At 62.7% G+C, this 21,785-nt stretch carries 18 protein-coding genes; 5 read left to right on the forward strand and 13 right to left on the reverse strand.

The annotated features are described in order from the left end of the window. Window positions 1–50 precede the first annotated feature (50 nt). The 9 genes from urtA to cbiE form a co-directional block, all read right to left on the reverse strand. Complete coding sequence (gene urtA / locus ACWHXD_RS02890; RefSeq protein ID WP_003188149.1) at window positions 51–1,316, reverse strand: urea ABC transporter substrate-binding protein; 1,266 nt, start codon at window positions 1,314–1,316, stop codon at window positions 51–53. A 194-nt stretch (window positions 1,317–1,510) separates the two neighbouring features. Further along, a complete protein-coding gene (locus ACWHXD_RS02895) occupies window positions 1,511–2,872 on the reverse strand; it encodes a PepSY-associated TM helix domain-containing protein (protein ID WP_138763142.1) in 1,362 nt (453 codons plus the stop codon). A gap of 118 nt (window positions 2,873–2,990) precedes the next feature. Further along, a complete protein-coding gene (locus tag ACWHXD_RS02900; RefSeq protein WP_138763143.1) occupies window positions 2,991–5,051 on the reverse strand; it encodes a TonB-dependent copper receptor in 2,061 nt (686 codons plus the stop codon). Between the two features lie 93 nt (window positions 5,052–5,144). Then, window positions 5,145–5,546: a DUF2946 domain-containing protein gene (locus tag ACWHXD_RS02905; RefSeq protein ID WP_138763144.1), complete on the reverse strand. Its 402-nt coding sequence runs from the start codon at window positions 5,544–5,546 to the stop codon at window positions 5,145–5,147. Window positions 5,547–5,556: 10 nt separating this feature from the next. Continuing rightward, the gene (locus ACWHXD_RS02910) at window positions 5,557–6,039 is read right to left on the reverse strand and encodes a copper chaperone PCu(A)C (RefSeq protein ID WP_069558192.1); all 483 of its coding nucleotides are present in this window, start codon (window positions 6,037–6,039) and stop codon (window positions 5,557–5,559) included. A 47-nt stretch (window positions 6,040–6,086) separates the two neighbouring features. Beyond that, complete coding sequence (locus tag ACWHXD_RS02915; protein WP_003188156.1) at window positions 6,087–6,479, reverse strand: DUF2946 domain-containing protein; 393 nt, start codon at window positions 6,477–6,479, stop codon at window positions 6,087–6,089. A 96-nt stretch (window positions 6,480–6,575) separates the two neighbouring features. Continuing rightward, window positions 6,576–6,863, reverse strand: coding sequence for an addiction module antidote protein (locus ACWHXD_RS02920; RefSeq protein ID WP_032893775.1), 288 nt, complete (start codon window positions 6,861–6,863; stop codon window positions 6,576–6,578). 332 nt (window positions 6,864–7,195) lie between these two features. Next, complete coding sequence (locus ACWHXD_RS02925; RefSeq protein ID WP_138763146.1) at window positions 7,196–7,915, reverse strand: cobalt-precorrin-6A reductase; 720 nt, start codon at window positions 7,913–7,915, stop codon at window positions 7,196–7,198. After that, window positions 7,912–9,117 (reverse strand): precorrin-6y C5,15-methyltransferase (decarboxylating) subunit CbiE, encoded by a 1,206-nt coding sequence (gene cbiE / locus ACWHXD_RS02930; RefSeq protein WP_138763147.1) that lies wholly within the window; start codon window positions 9,115–9,117, stop codon window positions 7,912–7,914. Before cbiE ends, ACWHXD_RS02925 begins: the two co-directional genes overlap by 4 nt. Before the next feature lie 38 nt (window positions 9,118–9,155). Between cbiE and cobG the strand changes: the two genes are divergently transcribed. The 5 genes from cobG (at window position 9,156) to ACWHXD_RS02955 (ending at window position 14,506) form a co-directional block, all read left to right on the forward strand. Continuing rightward, complete coding sequence (gene cobG / locus ACWHXD_RS02935; protein ID WP_138763148.1) at window positions 9,156–10,502, forward strand: precorrin-3B synthase; 1,347 nt, start codon at window positions 9,156–9,158, stop codon at window positions 10,500–10,502. Next, complete coding sequence (locus ACWHXD_RS02940) at window positions 10,495–11,121, forward strand: precorrin-8X methylmutase (protein ID WP_138763149.1); 627 nt, start codon at window positions 10,495–10,497, stop codon at window positions 11,119–11,121. Before cobG ends, ACWHXD_RS02940 begins: the two co-directional genes overlap by 8 nt. After that, on the forward strand, window positions 11,121–11,852 hold the full coding sequence (locus ACWHXD_RS02945; protein ID WP_138763150.1) for a precorrin-2 C(20)-methyltransferase: 732 nt from the start codon (window positions 11,121–11,123) through the stop codon (window positions 11,850–11,852). The genes ACWHXD_RS02940 and ACWHXD_RS02945 overlap by 1 nt, the downstream gene beginning before the upstream one ends. Continuing rightward, window positions 11,852–13,489 (forward strand): precorrin-3B C(17)-methyltransferase, encoded by a 1,638-nt coding sequence (gene cobJ / locus ACWHXD_RS02950; RefSeq protein WP_138763151.1) that lies wholly within the window; start codon window positions 11,852–11,854, stop codon window positions 13,487–13,489. Before ACWHXD_RS02945 ends, cobJ begins: the two co-directional genes overlap by 1 nt. A gap of 237 nt (window positions 13,490–13,726) precedes the next feature. Beyond that, entirely contained in the window at window positions 13,727–14,506 is a 780-nt protein-coding gene (locus ACWHXD_RS02955) for a hypothetical protein (RefSeq protein ID WP_138763152.1), read from the forward strand. Here the strand turns inward: ACWHXD_RS02955 and ACWHXD_RS02960 are convergent. The 4 genes from ACWHXD_RS02960 to purH form a co-directional block, all read right to left on the reverse strand. Continuing rightward, window positions 14,503–15,099 (reverse strand): MarC family protein, encoded by a 597-nt coding sequence (locus ACWHXD_RS02960; RefSeq protein ID WP_003171467.1) that lies wholly within the window; start codon window positions 15,097–15,099, stop codon window positions 14,503–14,505. The genes ACWHXD_RS02955 and ACWHXD_RS02960 overlap by 4 nt on opposite strands. Before the next feature lie 703 nt (window positions 15,100–15,802). Further along, window positions 15,803–18,574 carry a hybrid sensor histidine kinase/response regulator gene (locus tag ACWHXD_RS02965; protein WP_138763454.1) on the reverse strand — a complete coding sequence of 924 codons (2,772 nt, stop codon included), beginning with the start codon at window positions 18,572–18,574 and terminating at the stop codon, window positions 15,803–15,805. 116 nt (window positions 18,575–18,690) lie between these two features. Continuing rightward, window positions 18,691–19,983, reverse strand: a complete 1,293-nt coding sequence (gene purD, locus ACWHXD_RS02970; protein ID WP_138763453.1) for a phosphoribosylamine--glycine ligase — start codon at window positions 19,981–19,983, stop codon at window positions 18,691–18,693. A 151-nt stretch (window positions 19,984–20,134) separates the two neighbouring features. Continuing rightward, window positions 20,135–21,742: a bifunctional phosphoribosylaminoimidazolecarboxamide formyltransferase/IMP cyclohydrolase gene (gene purH, locus ACWHXD_RS02975; protein ID WP_138763452.1), complete on the reverse strand. Its 1,608-nt coding sequence runs from the start codon at window positions 21,740–21,742 to the stop codon at window positions 20,135–20,137. Between the last annotated feature and the right edge of the window lie 43 nt (window positions 21,743–21,785).

The raw sequence follows: 21,785 nt of genomic DNA on the forward strand, positions 1-21,785 counted from the left end.
TTACCGCATTCGCGAGCAAGCCCGCTCCCACATTTGATCTGTGTTGGGCTTTAGTTGCTCTTCACCGCGTAGTCCGGCTTCTTGTCATTGCCCGGGATGTAGGGGCTCCACGGCTGTGCACGAATCGGCGCTTCGGTCTGCCACACCACCGAGAACTGCCCGTCGGCCTGGATCTCACCGATCATCACCGGCTTGTGCAGGTGGTGGTTGGTCTTGTCCATGGTCAGGGTGAAGCCCGACGGCGCGGCGAAGGTCTGGCCGCCCAGGGCTTCACGCACTTTGTCGACGTCGGTGGACTTGGCTTTTTCCGCCGCCTGCGCCCACATATGAATGCCCACATAGGTGGCTTCCATCGGGTCGTTGGTCACGGCTTTGTCGGCGCCCGGCAGGTTGTGTTTCTTGGCGTAGGCTTTCCAGTCGGCCACGAACTTCTGGTTCACCGGGTTCTCCACCGACTGGAAGTAGTTCCAGGCCGCGAGGTTGCCCACCAACGGCTTGGTGTCGATGCCACGCAGTTCTTCTTCACCCACCGAGAACGCCACCACCGGGACCTCGGTGGCTTTCAAGCCTTGGTTGGCCAGCTCTTTGTAGAACGGCACGTTGGAGTCGCCGTTGACGGTGGAGACCACAGCCGTCTTGCCACCGGCGGAGAACTTCTTGATGTTGGCAACGATGGTCTGGTAATCGGCGTGGCCGAACGGGGTGTAGACCTCTTCGATGTCTTTATCCGCCACGCCTTTGGAATGCAGGAACGAGCGCAGGATCTTGTTGGTGGTGCGCGGGTACACGTAGTCGGTGCCGAGCAGGAAGAAACGCTTGGCGCTGCCGCCTTCTTCGCTCATCAGGTATTCCACCGCCGGGATCGCCTGCTGGTTCGGCGCCGCACCGGTATAGAACACGTTGGGCGACATTTCTTCGCCTTCGTACTGCACCGGGTAGAACAGCAAGCCGTTGAGTTCTTCGAACACCGGCAACACCGATTTACGCGACACCGAGGTCCAGCAGCCGAACACCACGGCGACCTTGTCCTGGGTCAGCAGTTGCCGGCCTTTCTCGGCGAACAGCGGCCAGTTGGACGCCGGGTCTACCACCACCGGTTCGAGCATCTTGCCGTTCACCCCGCCTTTGGCGTTGATCTCGTCGATGGTCATCAGCGCCATGTCTTTGAGCGAGGTTTCGGAGATCGCCATGGTCCCGGACAACGAGTGCAGGATGCCGACCTTGATGGTCTCGGCGGCCTGGACGGTCCAGGTCAAACCCATGGCGGCAATGGATGCCGACAAAGTGAAAGCCTTGATCAAGCTGCGACGCTTCATGGTGCGATCTCCGTGTACCGATAATTGTTGTGGGGCAGATACACACGGCTTTGCAAGGGCTGTGCCTGCTACGCCAGACACGGGTTTACCGGCGGGTTCAGGAGGTAAAGCCGCTGCGTGGCGCACCAGGTTGGCGCCACGCAGGCCGTTGAGTGCACGGCAGGCTTCAAAATAGGGCGTTGCGCGACAATGCTTCAGGCGGTTGCGCTAATGCGTGACAGCAGCAAGCGATCCAGCGCCCATACCAGGACCAACGAAGCCCCTACCAACGGGAAAATGATCGCAAGCCCAAGCATGATCGCCATCGCGGTTTTCCATTTCGGCAAGTCATGACGCAGCGGCGGCACGCCCAGTCCGCCTTGTGGCCGGCGCTTCCACCAGATCACCATGCCGCTGACCGCGCTGAGCAGGATCATCAGGCAGATCACCAGCACGATCAGTTGGTTGACCCAGCCGAACATTTTGCCCTCATGCAGCATCACGCCGGTCTCGGTGGCGCGTGCGACCAGGTTGTAATGATCCCAACGCACATCGGCCAGGACTTTGCCGGTGTACTGGTCCACGTGCAGGGTGGCGTCGTTGCGCGGGTCGTCGGCGAACACCGCGACGGTGAATATACCGGTGGCGGTGGTGGGGAAGGTGATGCTGTAGCCGGGCTCGACCTTGCGCGCATTGGCCAGGTCGACCACCTGTTGCAGGCGTACGGTGGGTGCGGCCGGCCCTGCGTGCATCGCGCCGTGATTCATATGCTCGGCGTGGTCGCCGGACATCGGCATAGGGGTGTTTTCCAGGGCCCAGGGCACGGTTTGCTGGGTGGCGGTGTTGAGCACACGGGCTTGCTGGTCGGACTGCGGCACGTTGTTCCACATCGCTGCCGGGAAGGTGTTCCATAGGTCGGCGTATTGCTTGCCCCAGAAGCCGGTCCAGGTCATGCCGCTGAGCAGCATCACCAGCAGGAACGCCGCGCCCCAGAACCCGGCGACAGCGTGCAGGTCGCGCCAGAACAAGCGGCCACGGTTGCCGAAGCGCGGCCACAACACCCCGGCCGAAGACTTGCCCCGCGGCCACCACAGGTACAGGCCGGAGACCACCAGCATCACGCCCCAGCCAGCGGCGAGTTCGATCAGGCGATCACCGACGGTGCCGATCATCAGCTCGCCGTGCAGGGCGCGGACGATGGCTTGCAGGTTGTTGTTTGCGTCTTGCTCACCGAGGACGGTGCCGCGATAGGGGTCGATGAACACTGTCACTTCGTGGGCGTCGTTGCGTATCACGAACTGCGCACTGCGAGTGGCGTCGGCAGGCGGCAGGTATTTGCTGATCGCGGCGTGAGGGTAGGCGGCCTGGGCGCGCTGCAGTTGCTCATCGGCGCTCAGCGCGTGTTCGGCGGCGGGCACGGTAAGCAGGTGGCCGTACATCAGCGGGTCGAGTTGGGGTTTGAACAGGTAGATGATGCCGGTGAGGGCCAGCAGCACCATGAAGGGGGCGACGAAGAGGCCGGCGTAAAAGTGCCAGCGCCAGGCCAGGTTGTAGAAGGAAATTTTTTGTGTGGTCATCGGGTGCTCCGCATAAGGCTTTTGATTTTTCTTGGTCTGTTACACCGCCATCGCAGGCAAGCCAGCTCCCACAGGGGACTGTAATCCACCTGTGGGCGCAGGCTTGCCTACGACGCTTTTAGAAGCTCATGTCCACCTTGGTCCAGAGCGTACGCCCCGGCTCCTTGATGGCCTGCGGGTCGTTCGCCGGGTAGCCGAAGCCTGCGTTACCGGCAAGGTTCAAGTGCTCGGCATAAGCCTTGCCAAACAAATTGTCGACCCCGGTACTGACCTTGAAGTGCTTGTTGACGCGGTATGCCGCGTTCAGCGAGAACACGCCAAAGCCGCCACTTTTGTCGTAGTCCTTGCCGACCACGTTGCCCTTGTTCGGGTCGATGCGGTGTTGCGCAGCAACTACCCGCCACAATGCACCAGCGCTCCAATCGTCTTGGCTGTAGGTCAGGCCCAGGCGCGTGTCCAGCGGTGGCATTTGTGGCAGGGCCTTGCCGTCGCTGCTGTTCTTGCCCCAGGCATAGGCCAGGCTGGCGTCGGCTTTCCAGTGTTGGCTCAGCTTGTACGCCGCGCCCAGTTCGCCGCCCATGATGCGTGCGTCCACATTGCGCGCCTGGGAGGTGGTGCCCATCATGCCGGGCCTGTAGTCGAACAGAATGAAGTCGCGTACCTGGCCGACGTAGCCCGAGGCCCAGGCTTCCAGGTCGGCGCTCTTGTATTGGGCACCGAAGTCGAGCTGGGTGGTTTTCTCCGGTTTCACGCCGTCGAAGGCATTCACCGAACCCGCCGCGCCGGTGTTGGGGGAAAACAGTTCCCAATAATCCGGGAAACGTTGCGCGTGGCCCAGGCCGGCATACAGCGTGGTGGGGCTGTCCGCCAGGTCGTGTTCATAGCGCACAAAGCCCGAGGGCAACGTATCGGCGCGGGTGTCGCCGGCAGTCGGGTTCGGGCGCGACATCATTCCCGAGCCGGTGCGTTGACGGAAGTCCTTGGCCGAGGCGCGGTCCAGGCGTGCGCCGGTGATCAGGCGATCATTGTCAGCGGCGTACCAGGTCAGTTCGCCGAACACACCGTAGTTGTGGAAATTGGCGTCCTTGTTACGCGGCGCATCCTTATAGGTGTCGATGCCCATGCCGCTGCGCGCACGGTGTTCATTGGTCTGTGCATCCAGGCCGCTGATCAATTGCACATCGGCCCAGCGCCAGGTCGCCTTGATACGTGCGCCGAGGGTGCGGCGGTCGACGTTGGACGCCATGGGCCCCGCCATCCTGCCGGTGCCCGAAGGGACGCGCAGGCTGTAGTTGTCCATCACATGGTCGGCGTAGTTGTAGTAGACCTGGGCCTCGACCTTATCCAGCACCTCGCCGATATTGGACTTCTCGAAACGCAGCCCCAGGCTTTCGCGCAGGAACTGCGAGCCATCCATGCCGCGCCCGGCGTAGCGCGCCTCGCCGTCGCCACGCCCGGCGGTGAGTTCCAGCAGGGTGTCGGCGTCGGGCGTGAAACCCACGGCCACGTCACCGTTCCACTTGTCATAGCGCGAGGCGACGGTGTCGTTGTTGCCGTCCTTGTAATCGTCGGCATGGGACTGGTTGCCGATCACCCGCACGTAGCCCAATGGGCCGCCGGCAGCGGCATCGATGACCTTGTCGAAGCGCCCGTTGGAGCCGGCCAATACGCTGGCGTTGACCCGCGTGCCCAGCTCGCCGAACTGCTCCGGCTCACGCTCGAACAGGATGGTGCCCGCTGACGCGCCAGGGCCCCAGAGCACGGTTTGCGGGCCTTTGATCACGGTGAGCTTGTCGTAGGTTTCCGGCGAAATATACGAAGTTGGCGCATCCATGCGGCCCGGGCAGGCGCCGAGCATCATGCCGCCGTTGGTGAGGATATTCAGGCGCGAGCCGAACATGCCGCGCAGCACCGGGTCGCCATTGGTGCCGCCGTTGCGCACCAGGGCGAAGCCGGGGATGGTCTTGAGGTAGTCGCCGCCATCGCTGGCGGGCACCGGTTGGCGTGGGTCTTTGGGGTTGGTGACCACGGTCAGCGGCGAGCTGGGGGCGATCGCGGTGATGACGGTGGGGCTCAGCTCATGCTCGTCGGCGTGGGCGTGGGCAGCCAATAGTGCGCCGCATAAGGCGGTGAGCAGGGCAGTACTTCCCAAACGGGTGTCAGCAGAAAACCTGGACATGACAAATTCCATCAATCAATCGTAAACAACACGGCCAGCAGCCTGCGGCTGTCTGTCTAAAGTCGGCCGGGGTGAAGTAACGCTGTGAAGGGCTTACGAATCGATGGGCGGCGCACGGCTACGGGCGCCGGGGAAGATGCTCTGCCGGGCATGGCCCAGGCGCGTGGCGGGGGTGAGGGCGTTGGCGGGCGGCGGGGTGCCGAGGGCCACGAATGACACACTGCCGGGCAGGGCCGGGCAGCTGAATAGCAGGTCGCAATAGCCGCACTTGGCCCAGAGTGCGTGGTGTTCGGCGGGGGCTTTGGTGTGATGGGATTCGCCGTGGTCGCTCGGCATCTCCATGGGCATTTCCATGGACATACCGGCGTGATGATCCATCGGCATCGCCTGGGAAATCAGCGGACCGATAAAGATCATCAGCATGGCGAACAGGCTGATCCAACTGCCGCGCTTTACGCGGTAGTGGAAAGACAACCTGGCGCGAGGGGCGCCCATCGAGGTTGGCTTACTGAGCGTGCATATGCTCGTGGCCAGCCATCGGTGGTGCTTTGTGCACCGACACTTGCACCTCGACCTTGCCGGCTTTCTCGAAGGTCAGGGTAAGCGGGAATTGCTTACCATCGGCCAGCAGGCTGCGGTCCTTGAGGCCCAGCAACATCACGTGATAGGCCATCGGTGCGAAGGTCAGCTCACCCTTGGCCGGTACGGCGACGCTGGGCACTTGTTGCATCTTCATCAAGTCGCCCTGCATTACATGTTCATGCAGCTCGGCTTTTTCGGCGACGCTGGTTTCAACGCTGAGCAGGCGATCCGGGGTAGCCCCGGTGTTATGAATCACAAAATAGGCCGCGACGGTGGGCGCATTCGGCGGCAATTCCTGGGACCAGGGATTGCTGACCTCCAAGTCGCCGGCCTTGTAGTCCTCGGCATTGGCAGCACTGAACACCGGCAGCAGCAACGCAGCCAGAAGCAGGGAAGATTTGAGCATGGCAGTTCTCCAGAACGGTTCTAAACGCAGTTCACTTGCGAAGAAAATCAGACCGTTGGAGAGGCGCGAGGGTTAAGACTTGGCCATTGCTGGCGCGGGGTGGGATTGCGCAATAAGCGCGGCGGCAGGCTCTGCACCGCCTCGAAGCGTGTCACATACAACTGCGGCACATGCCCCGGCAACGCCACCAAGGGCGCCGAACCCGAGCAACACCAGCAATGCTGCATAGCCGAGTGATCATCCGGCGGCGCCGGGATTTCCAGCTTGCCCAGGGCAATCGCCTTGAGGCTGGCACCATTGGACGAACAGAACCCGCCCCACATCAGACGCTTGATCGGGTCATCCGTCTGCTGCATCGCACTGGCCAACGGCATGGCAAACGCATTGAACAGCACTGCAAGGCAGGCGATCCAGGCAATTGCAAAGCGTTGACGGGCCATGGCGGATAATCCGTAGGGTTAAACGATCAGGCGGGTATTTAGCCTGATCGAGGGGGATAAGTAAAAAGGGCGGGTGTGGTTTGGTGTCGCAGTGGTTCAGACGGCCGTGGCGTGGAGCTTGAGGCCCAGAGCCTTCATGACTTTCATGATAGTCGCGAATTCGGGATTGCCCGTGCTGGAGAGGGCTTTGTACAGACTTTCTCGTCCGAGGCCGGCGTCGCGGGCTATTTGGGTCATGCCTTGGGCGCGGGCGATATTGTTGAGCGCTGAGCGAATCAGCAATCCGTCACCGGCGTCCTCCTCGAAAGAGGCTTCGAGATACTCCGCCATGTCCTCTGGGGTCGTCAGATGCTCGGCTATATCGAAATCTTTAAATTGAGTCATGGGTCACTCCTTTTTCTCAAATTCATCTGCAATTTCTTTAGCACGCTCGATGTCACGTTTTTGCGTTGACGAAATGTTGAGGATCATCGCCATGGGCTGCGTGTCTCAGTAGTCAGCGGGTTCCGGTGCGTCTGTAGGTAACTTCTCGTTGAACCGTTGCGCAGTTGATTGAGCTAACGCCTTTGCTGGCTGATCCACTACCGCCGTCTGATAACGCAGTTCCAAAGTGTGGGAGCGGGCTTGCTCGCGAAAGCGGTGTGTCAGTCGCTGGCTGTTTTGGCCGACACACTGCCTTCGCGAGCAAGCCCGCTCCCACATTGGACAGGTGGTGTTTAGAAAAGGGTGATTGCCTCTAGCAACGCTGGCACTGCCGTAAACTCTCGATCCACTGCTGCCAACACCGGCCGCTTCAACACCAGCACCGGCACCCCACGCTCACGCGCCACTTCCAGCTTCGGCTCGGTGGCGGTGCTGCCGCTGTTCTTGCTGATCAGCACATCAATCCGCCGTTCTTGGAATAAGGCCCGCTCGTCCGCGATGAGGAACGGCCCGCGTGCGCCGATCACTTCACAGCGCTCGTTGCCCGGATACACATCCAGCGCGCGCAAGGTCCAGAACTGCTCGGCGGGGATTTCGTCGAGGTGCTGCAAGGGTTCGCGACCCAAGGTGAACAGCGGGCGCTTGAAGGGTTTGAGCGCTTCGACCAACTCGGCCCAGTCAGCGACCTCGCGCCAATCATCCTCCGGCTGTGGCTGCCACGCCGGGCGTCGCAATGCCCAGCAAGGTACATCGCTCAATCGCGCCGCGTGGGCCGCGTTTTGGCTGATCTGCGCTGCATACGGATGGGTGGCATCAAGGATCAGGCTGATACGTTCTTCACGAATAAACTGCGCTAAGCCTTCAGCGCCTCCGTAACCCCCGACGCGAACCTGGCAGTTCAGGTCGGTTGGTACGCGGCCCACGCCGGCCAGGCTGTAGATATGCTGCGGCCCCAAGGTGCGGGCGATGGCCAGCGCTTCGGTGACGCCGCCCAGTAAAAGAATCCTTTTCATAACGGTTTGATCACTTCCAGCAACGTGATCGGCAGCGCCTGGCGCCAGGTATCGAACTCGCCTAATGGCTGGGCCTGGGCGACGTGGATGCGGGTCAGTTCGCCGCCATGTTGGGCGCGCCAGTTCATCAAGGTCATTTCGCTTTGCAGGGTCACGGCATTGGCAACCAGCCGACCACCAGGGCGCAGGTGGTGCCAGCAGGTGTCGAGCACGCCGTCGCGGGTGACGCCGCCGCCGATAAAGATGGCGTCCGGTGTTTCCAGGCCGGTTAACGCCTCCGGCGCCTTGCCACGCACCAGTTGCAGGCCGGGCACGCCGAGGGCGTCGCGGTTGTGTTCGATCAGGCCCTGGCGGCCGGTGTCGGCTTCAATCGCCAAGGCGCGACAGCTGGGATGGGTGCGCATCCATTCAATACCGATGGAGCCGCTGCCCGCGCCCACGTCCCATAACAGTTCGCCCGGCATGGGCGCGAGGCGGGCGAGGGTCATGGCGCGTACATCGCGCTTGGTCAGTTGGCCGTCGTGTTGGAAGGCCGAGTCCGGCAAGCCGGCAAGACGCGACAGGCGCGGTGCGTGGGAATCTGCCAGGCAGTCGATGGCGACCAGGTTCAAATCGGCAACCGCAGCCTGCTCCCACGTTTGCGCGTGCCCGTCGATACGCCGTTCAGCCGGGCTGCCCAAGTGTTCAAACACACGGATGCGACTGGGGCCAAAACCACGCTCGGCCAACAACGCGGCAATCAGGGCGGGGCTGCTGCCGTCATTGCTCAATACCAACAAGCGCACGCCACTGGCCAGGTGTGCGTTGATCGCCGCCAAGGGCCGCGCCACCACCGACAATGTCACCACCTCCTGCAACGGCCAGCCCACGCGTGCAGCCGCCAGGGATACCGACGAGGGCGCGGGCAAAATCGTCAACTCCTCAGCCGCCACGTGCCGGGCCAGGCTGGCGCCGACGCCATAGAACATCGGGTCGCCACTGGCCAAGACGCACACAGGCTCCCCGCGCCGCGACAACATCGGCTCCAGGGAAAACGGGCTCGGCCATAGCTGGCGCTCGCCACCAATACACTGCGGCAGCAGGTCCAACTGGCGCTGAGCACCTATAATCCGCGTGGCGCGCAACAGGGCATGCCGGGCATTCCTGCCCAGGCCTTTGAAGCCGTCTTCACCGATGCCTACAACCGTCAGCCAGGGCGACATATCAATTCCTTGAACGACATCCGACGGGCAGGCTTTTCATGCCGCCGGACAAAGCAGGCATAATACCGCGCCTTTACCCGTCAACCGGTAGCCCCGTGAACCCAACGCCCGCTGTGAATACCTTGCGCCCCTCGGCTTGTCCGGGGTTGCTGCGTATTGTCCAGGCGCTGGACGGCGGCATTTGCCGGGTCAAATTGGCGGGCGGCGCGATCACCGCCGCCCAGGCCCACGCCGTGGCGGACGCGGCCCAGGCGTATGCGGGCGGGGTGATCGAGGCGACCAACCGCGCCAACTTGCAGATTCGCGGCATCGGCGCCGAGCAGCAAGTGTTGATCGCCCGGCTGCTGGCGGCGGGCCTGGGGCCCAGCAACGCGGGCGGTGACGACGTGCGCAATCTGATGCTCAGCCCCAGCGCCGGCATCGACCCGCAGATGCTGTTCGACACCCGCCCGCTGGCCGCGCAGATCCTCGCCACCCTGGAAAACCATCCGCGTTTCCATCAACTGTCTGCCAAGTTCGCGGTGCAACTCGATGGCGGCGAAGACCTGGCGATGCTCGAACATCACCACGATCTGTGGTTGTCGGCCTTCGTACGCCATGGCGAAACCCTGCTCGCGTTCGGCCTGGCCGGCTGTCCGGGTCTGGATGCGCCCCTGGCCGCCGTGCCATTGAGCCAAGGGCTTGAGTTGGTAGTGGCTGTGCTGGAAGCCTTTCTGGACCTCGCCACCCCTGAGCAAACGCGCATGCGCCATTTGCCTGTGGATAACGTGCTGAGCCATTTGCGTGTGCCGTTGCTGCCAGTCGACCGCTTCACTCGCCCGCCCAGCGACGCGTCGCTGCAGGTGGGCACTTATCCACAAGCGCAAAAGAATCAGTTCTACGTCGCCGCCCTCGCGCCCCTGGGCCGTCTGGACCCAACGATGCTCAAGGGCGCCGCACAACTGGCCAGCGACTTTGGCGACGGCACCTTGCGCTTCACCCCCTGGCAAGGCGTGCTGGTGCCCAACGTCGAAAAGCCTCACGCCGTGACCGAGCGCCTGGCGCAATTGGGCTTTATCTGCTCCCTCGACCACCCGTTGGCGCGCATGATTGCCTGCACCGGCTCCAGTGGCTGCGCAAAAGGCCTGGCCGACACCAAGGCCGACGCCGTGCAACTGGCTGCTCTGCAACCGGGCGTTGAGGTGCATCTGTCCGGCTGTCCGCGCTCCTGCGCTGCCGCGCACACCGCGCCCGTCACCTTGCTGGCGGTGAGCCCCGGCCACTACGACCTCTATTTTCGCGATGCAGCCCAGCCAGGTTTTGGCCGGCTGCACGCGCGCACTCTTTCCATTGAAGCGGCGGGCGCCCTGTTGCGCGCTCGTCCACGGAGCAACACCGATGATTGATTACATCCGCGACGGTCAGGAGATCTATCGCAACTCCTTCGCCATTATTCGCGCGGAAGCCAAGTTGGACCGCATCCCGGCTGACTTGGAAAAGCTCGCGGTGCGGGTGATTCATGCGTGCGGCATGGTCGAGGCCATCGACGGCCTGCAATTCTCCGAAGGGGCCGGCAAGGCTGGGCGTGACGCGTTGGCCGCTGGCGCGCCGATTCTGTGCGATGCGCGGATGGTGTCCGAAGGCGTGACCCGCGCACGCCTGCCGGCCAATAACCAGGTGATCTGCACCCTGCGCGACGACAGCGTGGCGGAGCTGGCGCGGGAGCTGGGCAACACCCGTTCCGCCGCCGCCCTTGAGCTGTGGCGCCCGCATCTGGAAGGCAGCGTGGTGGTGATCGGCAACGCGCCGACCGCGTTGTTCTACCTGTTGGAAATGCTCGATGCCGGCGCGCCGAAACCGGCGTTGATCCTCGGTTTTCCGGTGGGCTTTGTTGGCGCCGCCGAATCCAAGGCGATGCTCGCCGCTGATAGCCGTGGGGTGCCGTTCGTGATCATGCAAGGCCGCCTGGGTGGCAGTGCCATGGCGGCAGCCGCCGTCAATGCCCTGGCCACGGAGGTCGAATAATGCAGGTGCGCGGACGTTTGATCGGCCTGGGCGTCGGCCCCGGTGACCCCGAACTGATTACCCTCAAAGCTTTGCGCCTGCTGCGTGAATCGCCGGTGGTGGCGTACTTCGTGGCCAAGGGCAAGAAGGGCAATGCCTTCGGCATCATCGAAGACCATCTGGTACCGCAACAGACCCTGATGCCGCTGGTGTACCCGGTGACCACCGAAGTGCTGCCGGCGCCGCTGTCCTACGAGCAGGTGATCAGCGACTTCTACGACAACGCCAGCCTCGACGTGGCCGCGCACCTGGACGCAGGCCGCGACGTGGCGGTGATCTGCGAAGGTGACCCGTTCTTCTACGGCTCCTACATGTACCTGCATGACCGCCTGGCCGAGCGCTACGACGCCGAGGTGATTCCAGGCGTGTGCTCGATGCTCGGGGGCGCCTCGGTACTTGGCGCGCCGTTGGTGTATCGCAACCAGAGTTTGTCGGTGCTCTCCGGCGTATTGCCCCATGAGGAGCTCAAGCGCCGCCTGGCGGATGCCGATGCCGCCGTGATCATGAAGCTGGGGCGCAACTTTCCGAAGGTGCGCCAGGTGTTGGAGGAGTTGGGCCTGGCCGAGCGGGCGCTGTATGTGGAGCGCGCCACCATGGCCAACCAGAAGATCGTGCCGCTGGATCAGGTGGAACCGATGTCTTCGCCGTACTTCTCGCTGATCATCGTGCCCGGTGAACGGTGGCAAGGTTGATGACCCCGGCGATTGTGATTCTGGGCCAGGGCAGCCTGGCGACTGCGCGCACGCTCCAGCAGGTTTACCCCGGCGCGTTGATCCACGGCCTGGCCACACGGGTTGAAGGTGCAGACCGCAGCTACAGCGAATTCGGCGCGACCTTGCGTCAGCTTTATCAGCAGGGCACGCCACTGATTGCCCTGTGCGCCGCGGGCATTGTGATCCGCACCCTGGCGCCGTTGCTGCTGGAAAAGGGCGAAGAGCCCGCCGTGCTGGCCGTGGCCGAAGACGGCAGCGCCGTGGTGCCATTGCTCGGTGGCCTGGGTGGCGTGAACCTGATGGCGCGGGACATCGCTGCGGCACTCGGCGTGTCCGCCGCCATCACCACCAGTGGTGAGTTGCGTTTTGGCACCTGCCTGCTCAACCCGCCGGCGGGCTATCAACTGGCCGATATCGAATTGGGCAAACGCTTTGTCTCTGACCTTCTGGCCGGCGAAAGCGTGCGTATCGAAGGTGCGGCGCCATGGCTGGAGGAGGCTAACCTGCCTCAGGATCAACAAGCGCGCCTGGCGATTCATGTAGGCAGTGCCGAGCGCACACCGGCAGCCAACGAGTTGCTGATTTACCCGCAGAATATCTACGTCACTTGCCGGCCGGGTGCGCAGTTGGCCGAGCGTGTGCGCACAGCGTTGCAGGAGGCGGGTGTGGCCGTGCAGTCCCTGGCCTGCCTGCTGGCCAGCGACCTGCAGATGGCTGACGCGTCCTTGCATGAAGCCGCGTCGGCTCTGGGCGTACCGCTGCGTTTTGCCGCGCTGACACCCGTTGCGGATATCAGCATTACCGTGGCCGAGCAGCCCTTGGACCTGACACAGGTGGGGCGCCCGCGCGGGCGTCTGGCGGTGATCGGCCTGGGCCCCGGCGCCGCTGAACTGATGGTGCCGGCGGTGAAGGCGGAACTGGCGCGTTGCACCGATGTTTTGGGGTATGAAACCTACGTGCGCATGGCCGGGCCGTTCCGGGACGACCAAGTGCAACACTGCACTGACAACCGCGAAGAAATGCAGCGCGCCCGCCACGCCTTCGAGTTGGCTGCGCAGGGGCGTTCGGTGGTGGTGGTGTCGTCCGGCGACCCTGGCGTATTCGCCATGGCTGCGGCAGTGATTGAAGCGCTGCACGAGTCCAGCGAGCCGGCCTGGCATCAGGTCGACCTGGAAATCCTGCCGGGGGTTTCCGCTTCGCTGGCCACCGCTGCCCAGGCGGGCGCGCCGCTGGGGCATGACTTCTGTGTGATGTCACTGTCGGATAACCTCAAGCCCTGGTCGATCATCGAAAAACGCCTGGACCTGGCTTCCCAGGCCGACCTGGCCTTGGCGTTCTACAACCCGATCTCGCGCTCCCGGCCTTGGCAACTGGGGCGCGCCCTGGAGATCGTCGCGTTGCATCGCACGCCACAGACGCCGGTGGTGCTGGGCCGTGACATCGGTCGTCCAGGCCAGACGCTGCGCGTCACCACCTTGGGGCAACTGACCCCCGAGCAGGTGGACATGCGCACCATGGTGCTGATCGGTTCATCCACCACCTGTGTGTTCCCGCGCGCCGGTGGGGGCGAGTGGGTGTACACACCACGTTGGTATGGCGACAAACCCAACTCCTGAAAACAGCCCCGTTGGCTGCCGGAAAGCTCCGAATAACCCAGGGATTCCCCTGGCGTTGTTCGGGGCTTTTTCTTTTTTTTGCGATGAAAACCGCACACCTGCCCGCCGCGCCTTGTTATTGCTGGGCGCTGGTTTTGGGCGGGGCAGGCCAAGGGATGTTTGTCGCATGGAAAGCGAGCAGCACCCTGGACTAGGGTGGAGACAAGCCCCATGTGGGGTGCTTGTGGAGAACAGAAAATGGAGCGACGTCACAGAAGGATCAACAGCAAAAAAAGGCGCAAGTTGATTGCCGCCTACAAATTGCCGGGCGCACCTGCACGGCAGGCCATTTGCGCGTTGGATCGCGAGGATGATTGCAACGCGGCCGTGGTCAACAACGGGGTGATTTCGTTTGCCGAAGGGTTATCGGCGTTGAACCGCGAATACGTGCGCAAAAGCTATTTGCTGGCCAGCAGTTATGTGAGCGATGTGCTGAACGTCCAGCGGGGCAGCGAGACGTGGTACGAGGAATTTATCAAGGTCATGGTCAGCCTGGGCTGGCTGCCGCTGCGCAGTCGCTTTGAGCGGGTCTCGCGTGCGGGCAAGGGCCTGACGGTACAACTGGCGGCGCTGAATATCATCGCCTCGATGCTGACGTCGACGGCGCTGTCCGGGCCGTTGCTCAGCGCATTGCCAAAACTGGCCGCCGATGCGCTGGACGCATTGAAGCGCCAGCCAGCGTCTTTCGAGCTGTTCAAGCGCAATTGCGCGGTGCGCGAGGGCGGCGACTTCGGCCTGGCCTCCTGCGCTGAAACAGACGGCGAATTGATCATGGTGCTGGTGACCTACAGCACCCATGGTGTGGATAAACAGGTGGGCCTGCCGTTCCTGGAGTGGGACAGCTCCTCGTTCGAGGCCTTCAGCGGGCAGACTTGCCTGGTGCTCAATACCTCGATGGTCAACGAGAAAACCATCCAGCTGATGCGCGAAAGCGCCGGTGACAAAGTCGAAATGGCGATCGCCAAATACCGGATCTAGGGCACCAGGTAGCCGCGTACCCCGGTAAAAATGATTTGCGCGGCCAGGGCGCAGACGAACAGGCCCATCAAGCGGCTGACAATCTGCAAGCCCTGGTCGCCGAGAATGCGTTCGATACGGTTGGACAGGTACAGCACCACGCCCACCGTCAGGCTGGCCAGGGCAATACTGAGGATGGCGGTGAGTTTGTCATCCCAGTGCGGTTGGCTGACGCCCATCACCAGCAAGGCGCCGATGGTGCCGGGGCCGACGGTGAGGGGGATGGTCAGCGGCACGATGGTCACGTCCTGCTGCACGTTGTCGGTCTGCACCGCCGACTTGCCCTGGGCCATGCCCAGGGCGGAGATAAACAACACGCTGCCGGCGCCGATGCGGAACGCGTCGACGGTAATGCCGAACACACTGAAAATCACCCGGCCAAACAGGTAGAGCAGCACGCTCGATACCAGGGTGGCCAGTGCGACTTTCCACGCCAGGCGCCGACGCTCCTTGCTGGAATAGCCACGGGTGAGGCTGATAAAGCAGGACAGCACAAAGAACGGGCTGTAGAGCACCAGCATCTTCAGGTACACGCTGAATAACACATGGAGCATGGGGGCGGCTCGCGGGCGGGGGAAGTGGGGAGGAGTCTATCTGACAGAGATCAAATGTGGGAGCTGGCTTGCCTGCGATAGCCATAGGTATCTACGCAACTTTGTGGGCAGTAGCAACAGACGGTAACCACGATGCGAAGCGAGCCGCTCTTGATCTTGCTCTTGATCTGCTTGTGATCTTGATCTCAGGCGCCCCGTTAAACCACGCTGGCCGGAATTCGACAGGGATTTGGGGGGTAAACCGGCAGGGATGCCGGTTTAGCCGCCCCGCGCCATGGATGGCGCGTGGCGGCGGCCCCCCAAATCCCTGGCGGATTACGGGCACACCGAGCCTAGGCGAGGTGCCGAGTGGTGGGGCAAGAGCGTTTTGCTTACTTTTGCGCTTTTCAAAAGTGAGCCGCCGTCAGGGCGGAACCCTAAGTGGCCGTTACCGCAGCAATGGATATGTACACAATCCAACTGTGTTGACTGCCAGGCCGCCTTCGCAGGCAAGCCAGCTCCCACAGTTTGATCGCGGGGCGGCAGGTAGATAAGTGTAGGCTGTCCGGCCGTCACGGGAGCAAGCTCCCTCGCCACAGGTTTAGCGTCGTACCGAAGTTGTGTAGATGCCTATGCTGCCATAGCGGTGGGTCAGTTAACACATCAGTGACTGATACATCTCTATCGCAGGCAAGCCAGCTCCCACAGGGGATGGTATTTCAGGTCAGGATGGGGCGTGTTCCGGGCGTTGTTGGCGCTGCGCCACCCAGTAGTCCACCAGCTCGCGCAGCTGCGACAGTTCCACGGGCTTGGCCATATGCCCGTCCATGCCTGCCTGGCGTGCGCGTTCTTTGTGTTCCGAGAGAATGTGCGCCGTGAGCGCTACCACCGGCGTGCGCACGCGTTGGTGGCTGACTTCCCACGCCCGCAGTTGCTGCGTGGCAGAGAAACCATCGAGGATCGGCATCTCGCAGTCCATCAACACCAGGTCATAGCGCTGGGCTTTCATCGCTTGCAGCGCTTCTTCGCCGTTGCTGGCGGTGTCCGGGTTGAGGTTGAGCTTGCCGAGCATGCCGCGAATCACTTTGGTGGAAATGCTGTTGTCTTCGGCCACCAGGATGCGGAAATCGCTGGGCACGGTGATGGCGGCCGGTGCGCTGGGGGCCGGGCGGGCCACGAGGGCACCTTTGCTGCGCTGGGTCAGCTCATCGGCCAGGGTGGTTTTGAGGGTATAGCCCGCCACCGGTTTGGCGAGGATGCGCTTGATCCCGCAGTTGCGCGCAATGATCTTGCTCGGTGCGTTACTGATGCCAGTGAGCATGATCAGCAGGATGTCGTGGTTCAGGCTCGGGTCTTCCTTGATCTTCGCCGCCAGTTGCATGCCGGTCATGCCGGGCATGTTCTGGTCCAGCAGTACCACATCGAAGTAATCACGCAGGTGCGCCTTGGTACGCAGCAGCGCCAGGGCCTCCTTGCCCGAAGGCGCGGCGCTGACGTTCAGGCCCCAGGCCGTGCATTGCTGTACCAGCACTTTGCGGCAGGTGTCGTTGTCGTCCACCACCAGCACGCGGGCGTCCTTGAGCGGGCCGTCGAGGTCGCTGGTTGGGTGCTCCAGGCGTTCCGGGTCCAGCGGCAGGGTCAGCCACAGGGTGCTGCCCTGGTGACTGCCGCTCTTGACGCCGAACTCGCCGTTCATCAACAGGATCAGCTGGCGGGCGATGACCAGGCCCAGGTGGCCGCTCAAGCGCGTTGCGGAAAGGAAGTTCTTGCTGTGCAGTTCGCTGTGCAGCAGGGCGTCGCGTTCGGCGGCTTCCATGGGTACGCCGCTGTCTTGCACGGCAATACGCAGGCGCGGCTTGGTGCTGCGCTCATCCAGGGCGACAACGATCAGCACTTCGCCTTCATCGGTTTTGTGCAAGGCGTTTTCCAGAAGGCTCAGCAACGCCTGGCGCAGCCGCGTCGGGTCACCGCTGATCACCCGTGGCACCTGGGGCTGGATGAAGCTGATCAGCTCGACATTCTGTTGCTCGGCCTTGGCGCGGAAGATACTCATGCAGTCGTCGATCAACGCATTGAGGTCGAACTGCACATCATCGAGTTCGATCTGGCCGGATTCGAGCTTGGAAATGTCGAGAATCTCGTTGATCAGGGTGAGCAACTCGTTACCGGCACTGTGGATGGTCTGCACATAGTCGCGTTGCTTCACCGACAACGGCGTACCCAGCAGCAACTCGGTCATGCCCAGCACACCGTTCATGGGGGTGCGAATTTCGTGGCTGATCTTCGCCAGGAACTCGGCCTTGGCGGCGATTTCGGCGTTGCTGGCCGCCAGGTCGCGGCTGAGGCTGAAGCGGGTTTCGACAATGGCGCGCTGGCGCTCGCCGAGGGCCAGGCTCATCAGCAGGCCGCTGAGGCAGATAAAGCTCAGCAGGGTGACGATCAGGCCTTGTGGCGCCACCAGTGTGAGGCCGAGCAGGGCGGGCAGGATGATCAGTGTGCCGATGTTGAATACCACCATGGCCGCCACGAACAGGCGCGCCGGGCCGTAGCCTTTTTGCCAGTGATAGGCCGAGACAAACAGCATGCTCAGGCCTGCCAGCGCGACCAGGGCATAGGTGATGATGTTCAACGGCAAGGTGTTGACGAACAACAGCAGCAGGCCACACAGGATGATCAGCAGGATGTCAGCCATCAATACTTTGTTCAGCGGATGCGGGCCCAGGGGCATGAAGAAGCGGTAGGCAAACATCAGCCCGCAGGGCGCGGTCAGCAGCAGGGCCAGGTAGGCGCCAGGGGTCTGGATCGCGTGCCAGTTCGGCAGCCACGGCCCCACCAGGTTAAGCAATAGCGCCAGGCTGAGCATCAACAGGAACTCGCACGCGGCCAGCCACAGGCTGCTGCGCGAGCGGTGGTAGGCGAAGCGCGTGAGGTTGTGCAGGATCAGCATCGACAGCACGCCGAACAGCAGGCCGTAGATCAGCGTCTGGTTCTGGTTGGCGGCGGCCAGTACCGCAGGTTCCAGGGTGATGTAAGGGCGCAGTTCGTGTTCCGAAACCAGCCGCAGGTACACCTCCAGAGGCTGTTGGCTCTGGGGCATCGGTAACATGAAGTCGCTGCTGGGCAACGGACGCTCAGCCTGGGGTTGGCGAGTGCCGGTGATTTGTTGCTCCACCAGGGTGTCGCCGTCCAGCACGTACAGGCTCAGGCTGGACAGGTCCGGGGCGAACACCCGCAGCACTTGTTCGTGCTTGCCGGGCTGCAACCTGAAACGCACCCACAACGCACCGTCCGGCTGCGCGGCAGTGATGCGGTCCAGTTCGATGGGGCTGAATTGATTGGTATAGCGGGCGGAACGGATGTCGCTCAGTTGCAGGTCGGCCTGTTCATCAAGCAATACCGCCCAGCCACTGCCTTGCGCGGCGGCCTGGGCCGGTAGCAAGCAGAGCAAAGTCAGCAGACTGATTGTGAAACCTATGGCGATCCTGAGCCAGCGCACGGCGAAATCCCTTCGGTAGTTGGATGCACGGGTTAACTATGCGCGGGGCGACAGGGTACGGCAAGGGCCAAAGGCCCTTACCTAACCGAACGGATAGCTACTGCAAGTGTAGCTGCTCAGTTGTTCTCACCGCGTTCGCGGGCAATGGCACGGTAGCCAATGTCGGTGCGGTAGAAGCAGCCCTTCCAGTCGATTTTCGCCGCCAGTGTGTACGCCTGTTGTTGCGCGGCATCGACACTGGCACCCATCGCGGTGGCGCACAATACGCGGCCACCGGCGGTTACAACTTTGCCGTCCTTGAGCGCGGTGCCCGCATGGAACACCTTGCCTTCCAGCGCAGCGGCCGCGTCGAGGCCTTCGATCACATCGCCCTTGGCGTAGTCGGCAGGGTAGCCACCGGCCGCCAGCACGATGCCAACGCTCGGGCGTGGGTCCCATTGCGCTTCGACCTTGTCCAGGGCCTGGGCGAGGGCGGCTTCCACCAGCAGCACCAGGCTCGATTGCAGGCGCAGCATCACCGGTTGGGTTTCCGGATCGCCGAAACGGCAGTTGAACTCGATGACTTTCGGGTTACCGGCTTTGTCGATCATCAGGCCGGCGTAGAGGAAACCGGTGTACACGTTGCCTTCATCGGCCATGCCGCGCACGGTTGGCCAGATCACCAGGTCCATGACGCGCTGGTGCACGTCGGCGGTCACCACCGGCGCCGGGGAGTAGGCACCCATGCCGCCGGTGTTCGGGCCGCTGTCGCCGTTGCCGACGCGCTTGTGGTCCTGGCTGGTGGCCATCGGCAATACGTTCTTGCCGTCGACCATCACGATAAAGCTGGCTTCTTCGCCGTCGAGGAATTCCTCGATGACCACGCGCGAACCGGCGTCACCAAAAGCATTGCCGGCGAGCATGTCGCGCACGGCGTCTTCGGCTTCCTGCAAGGTCATGGCGACGATCACGCCTTTGCCGGCAGCCAGGCCATCGGCCTTGATCACGATCGGTGCGCCTTTCTCACGCAGGTAAGCCAGGGCCGGCTCGATCTCGGTGAAGTTCTGGTAATCGGCCGTCGGGATCTTGTGGCGAGCCAGGAAGTCCTTGGTGAAGGCTTTCGAGCCTTCCAGCTGGGCGGCGCCAGCGGTAGGGCCGAAGCAATCCAGGCCGCGGCTGCGGAACAGATCAACAACGCCTGCTACCAGTGGCACTTCCGGGCCGACGATGGTCAGGGAAACATTCTTCTCGGCAAAATCGGCCAACTGCTCCAGGGCCAGCACGTCGATGGCGACGTTTTCGCACTTGGCTTCGATGGCGGTGCCGGCGTTGCCGGGGGCCACGAAGACTTTCTGCACGCGTGGGTCCTGGGCTACTTTCCAGGCCAGGGCGTGTTCACGGCCACCGCTGCCAATGATCAAAACATTCATTTCAAAAACCTCTGAGAAACGCTGTGCTTCATCTGTAGGAGCGAGCTTGCTCGCGAAGGTCGCTAACGATGACGAGGGTAAATTGACACCCCGTGGCGTTCTTGAGTTTTTCGCGAGCAAGCTCGCTCCTACAGTAGAGAAGCGGTGCTGTTTAGTGGCGGAAGTGGCGCATGCCGGTGAAGACCATCGCAATGCCCGCTTCATCAGCGGCGGCGATGACTTCTGCATCACGCATCGAACCACCCGGTTGGATCACGGCGGTCACGCCGGCTTTCGCGGCGTTGTCCAGGCCGTCACGGAACGGGAAGAACGCATCGGATGCCATCACCGAACCCACCACCTGCAAACCGGCGTGTTCTGCCTTGATCGCGGCGATACGTGCCGAGTTCACGCGGCTCATCTGGCCAGCGCCGACACCGATGGTCTGGCGGTTCTTGGCGTAGACGATGGCGTTGGACTTGACGTACTTGGCCACTTTCCAGGCGAAGATCAGGTCGTTGATCTCTTGCTCGGTCGGCGCGCGCTTGGTCACGACTTTCAGGTCCTGGCTGCCGATCATGCCAATGTCGCGGCTCTGTACCAGCAGGCCGCCATTGACGCGCTTGTAGTCCCAGGCGGCGGCGCGGTCTGCCGACCACTCGCCACAGGCCAGCAGGCGCACGTTGGCTTTGGCGGCGACGATGGCGCGGGCTTCTTCGCTGACGCTTGGGGCGATGATCACTTCGACGAACTGGCGCTCGACGATGGCCTTGGCGGTCTCGGCATCCAGTTCGCGGTTGAAGGCGATGATGCCGCCGAATGCGGATTCGGTGTCGGTGGCGTAGGCCAGTTCGTACGCCTGGCGGATACCGCCTTCAGCGTCCGGGCTGACGGCCACGCCGCACGGGTTGGCGTGCTTGACGATCACGCAGGCCGGCTTGACGAAGCTCTTCACACATTCCAGCGCAGCGTCAGTGTCGGCCACGTTGTTGTAGGAGAGTTCTTTGCCTTGCAACTGAGTGGCGGTGGCGATGCCCACTTCGGCCGGCTTGGCTTCCACGTAGAACGCCGCGCTCTGGTGCGGGTTCTCGCCGTAGCGCATTTCCTGGGCCTTGATGAACTGGCTGTTGAAGGTGCGCGGGAACTGGCTGCGGCCTTCTGTGCTCAAGGTTGGCGCCGCCTGGTTCACGGTGCCCATGTAGTTGGCGATCATGCCGTCGTAGGCGGCGGTGTGTTCGAACGCCTTGAGCATCAGGTCGAAGCGCTGGGCGTAGGTCAGGCCACCGGCCTTGAGGTTTTCCAGGACGCTGGCGTAGTCGCTGGCATTGACCACGATGGCCACGTCTTTATGGTTCTTGGCCGCCGAGCGCACCATGGTCGGGCCGCCGATATCGATGTTTTCGATGGCGGTCGGCAGGTCGCAACCTGGCTTGTTGATGGTGGCTTCGAACGGGTAGAGGTTAACGGCCACCAGGTCGATCGGCTTGATGCCGTGCTCGGTCATGATGGCGTCGTCGATGCCGCGACGGCCGAGGATGCCGCCGTGGATTTTCGGGTGCAGGGTCTTGACGCGACCGTCCATCATTTCTGCGAAACCGGTGTAGTCCGCGACTTCTACTGCGGCCACGCCGTTGTCCTGCAGCAGTTTGAAGGTCCCGCCCGTGGAGAGGATTTCCACACCCAGGGCTTCCAGCTCCCGGGCAAATTCGAGGATCCCGGTCTTGTCGGAAACACTGATCAAGGCGCGGCGGATCGGCAGGCGGGTGGTCTGGTCGGTCATCTCAATTTCCATCAAAAGCAAAGGAAGTCAGCAAAAAAGGCGA

The sequence above is a fragment of the Pseudomonas fjordensis genome (genome assembly GCF_976987115.1).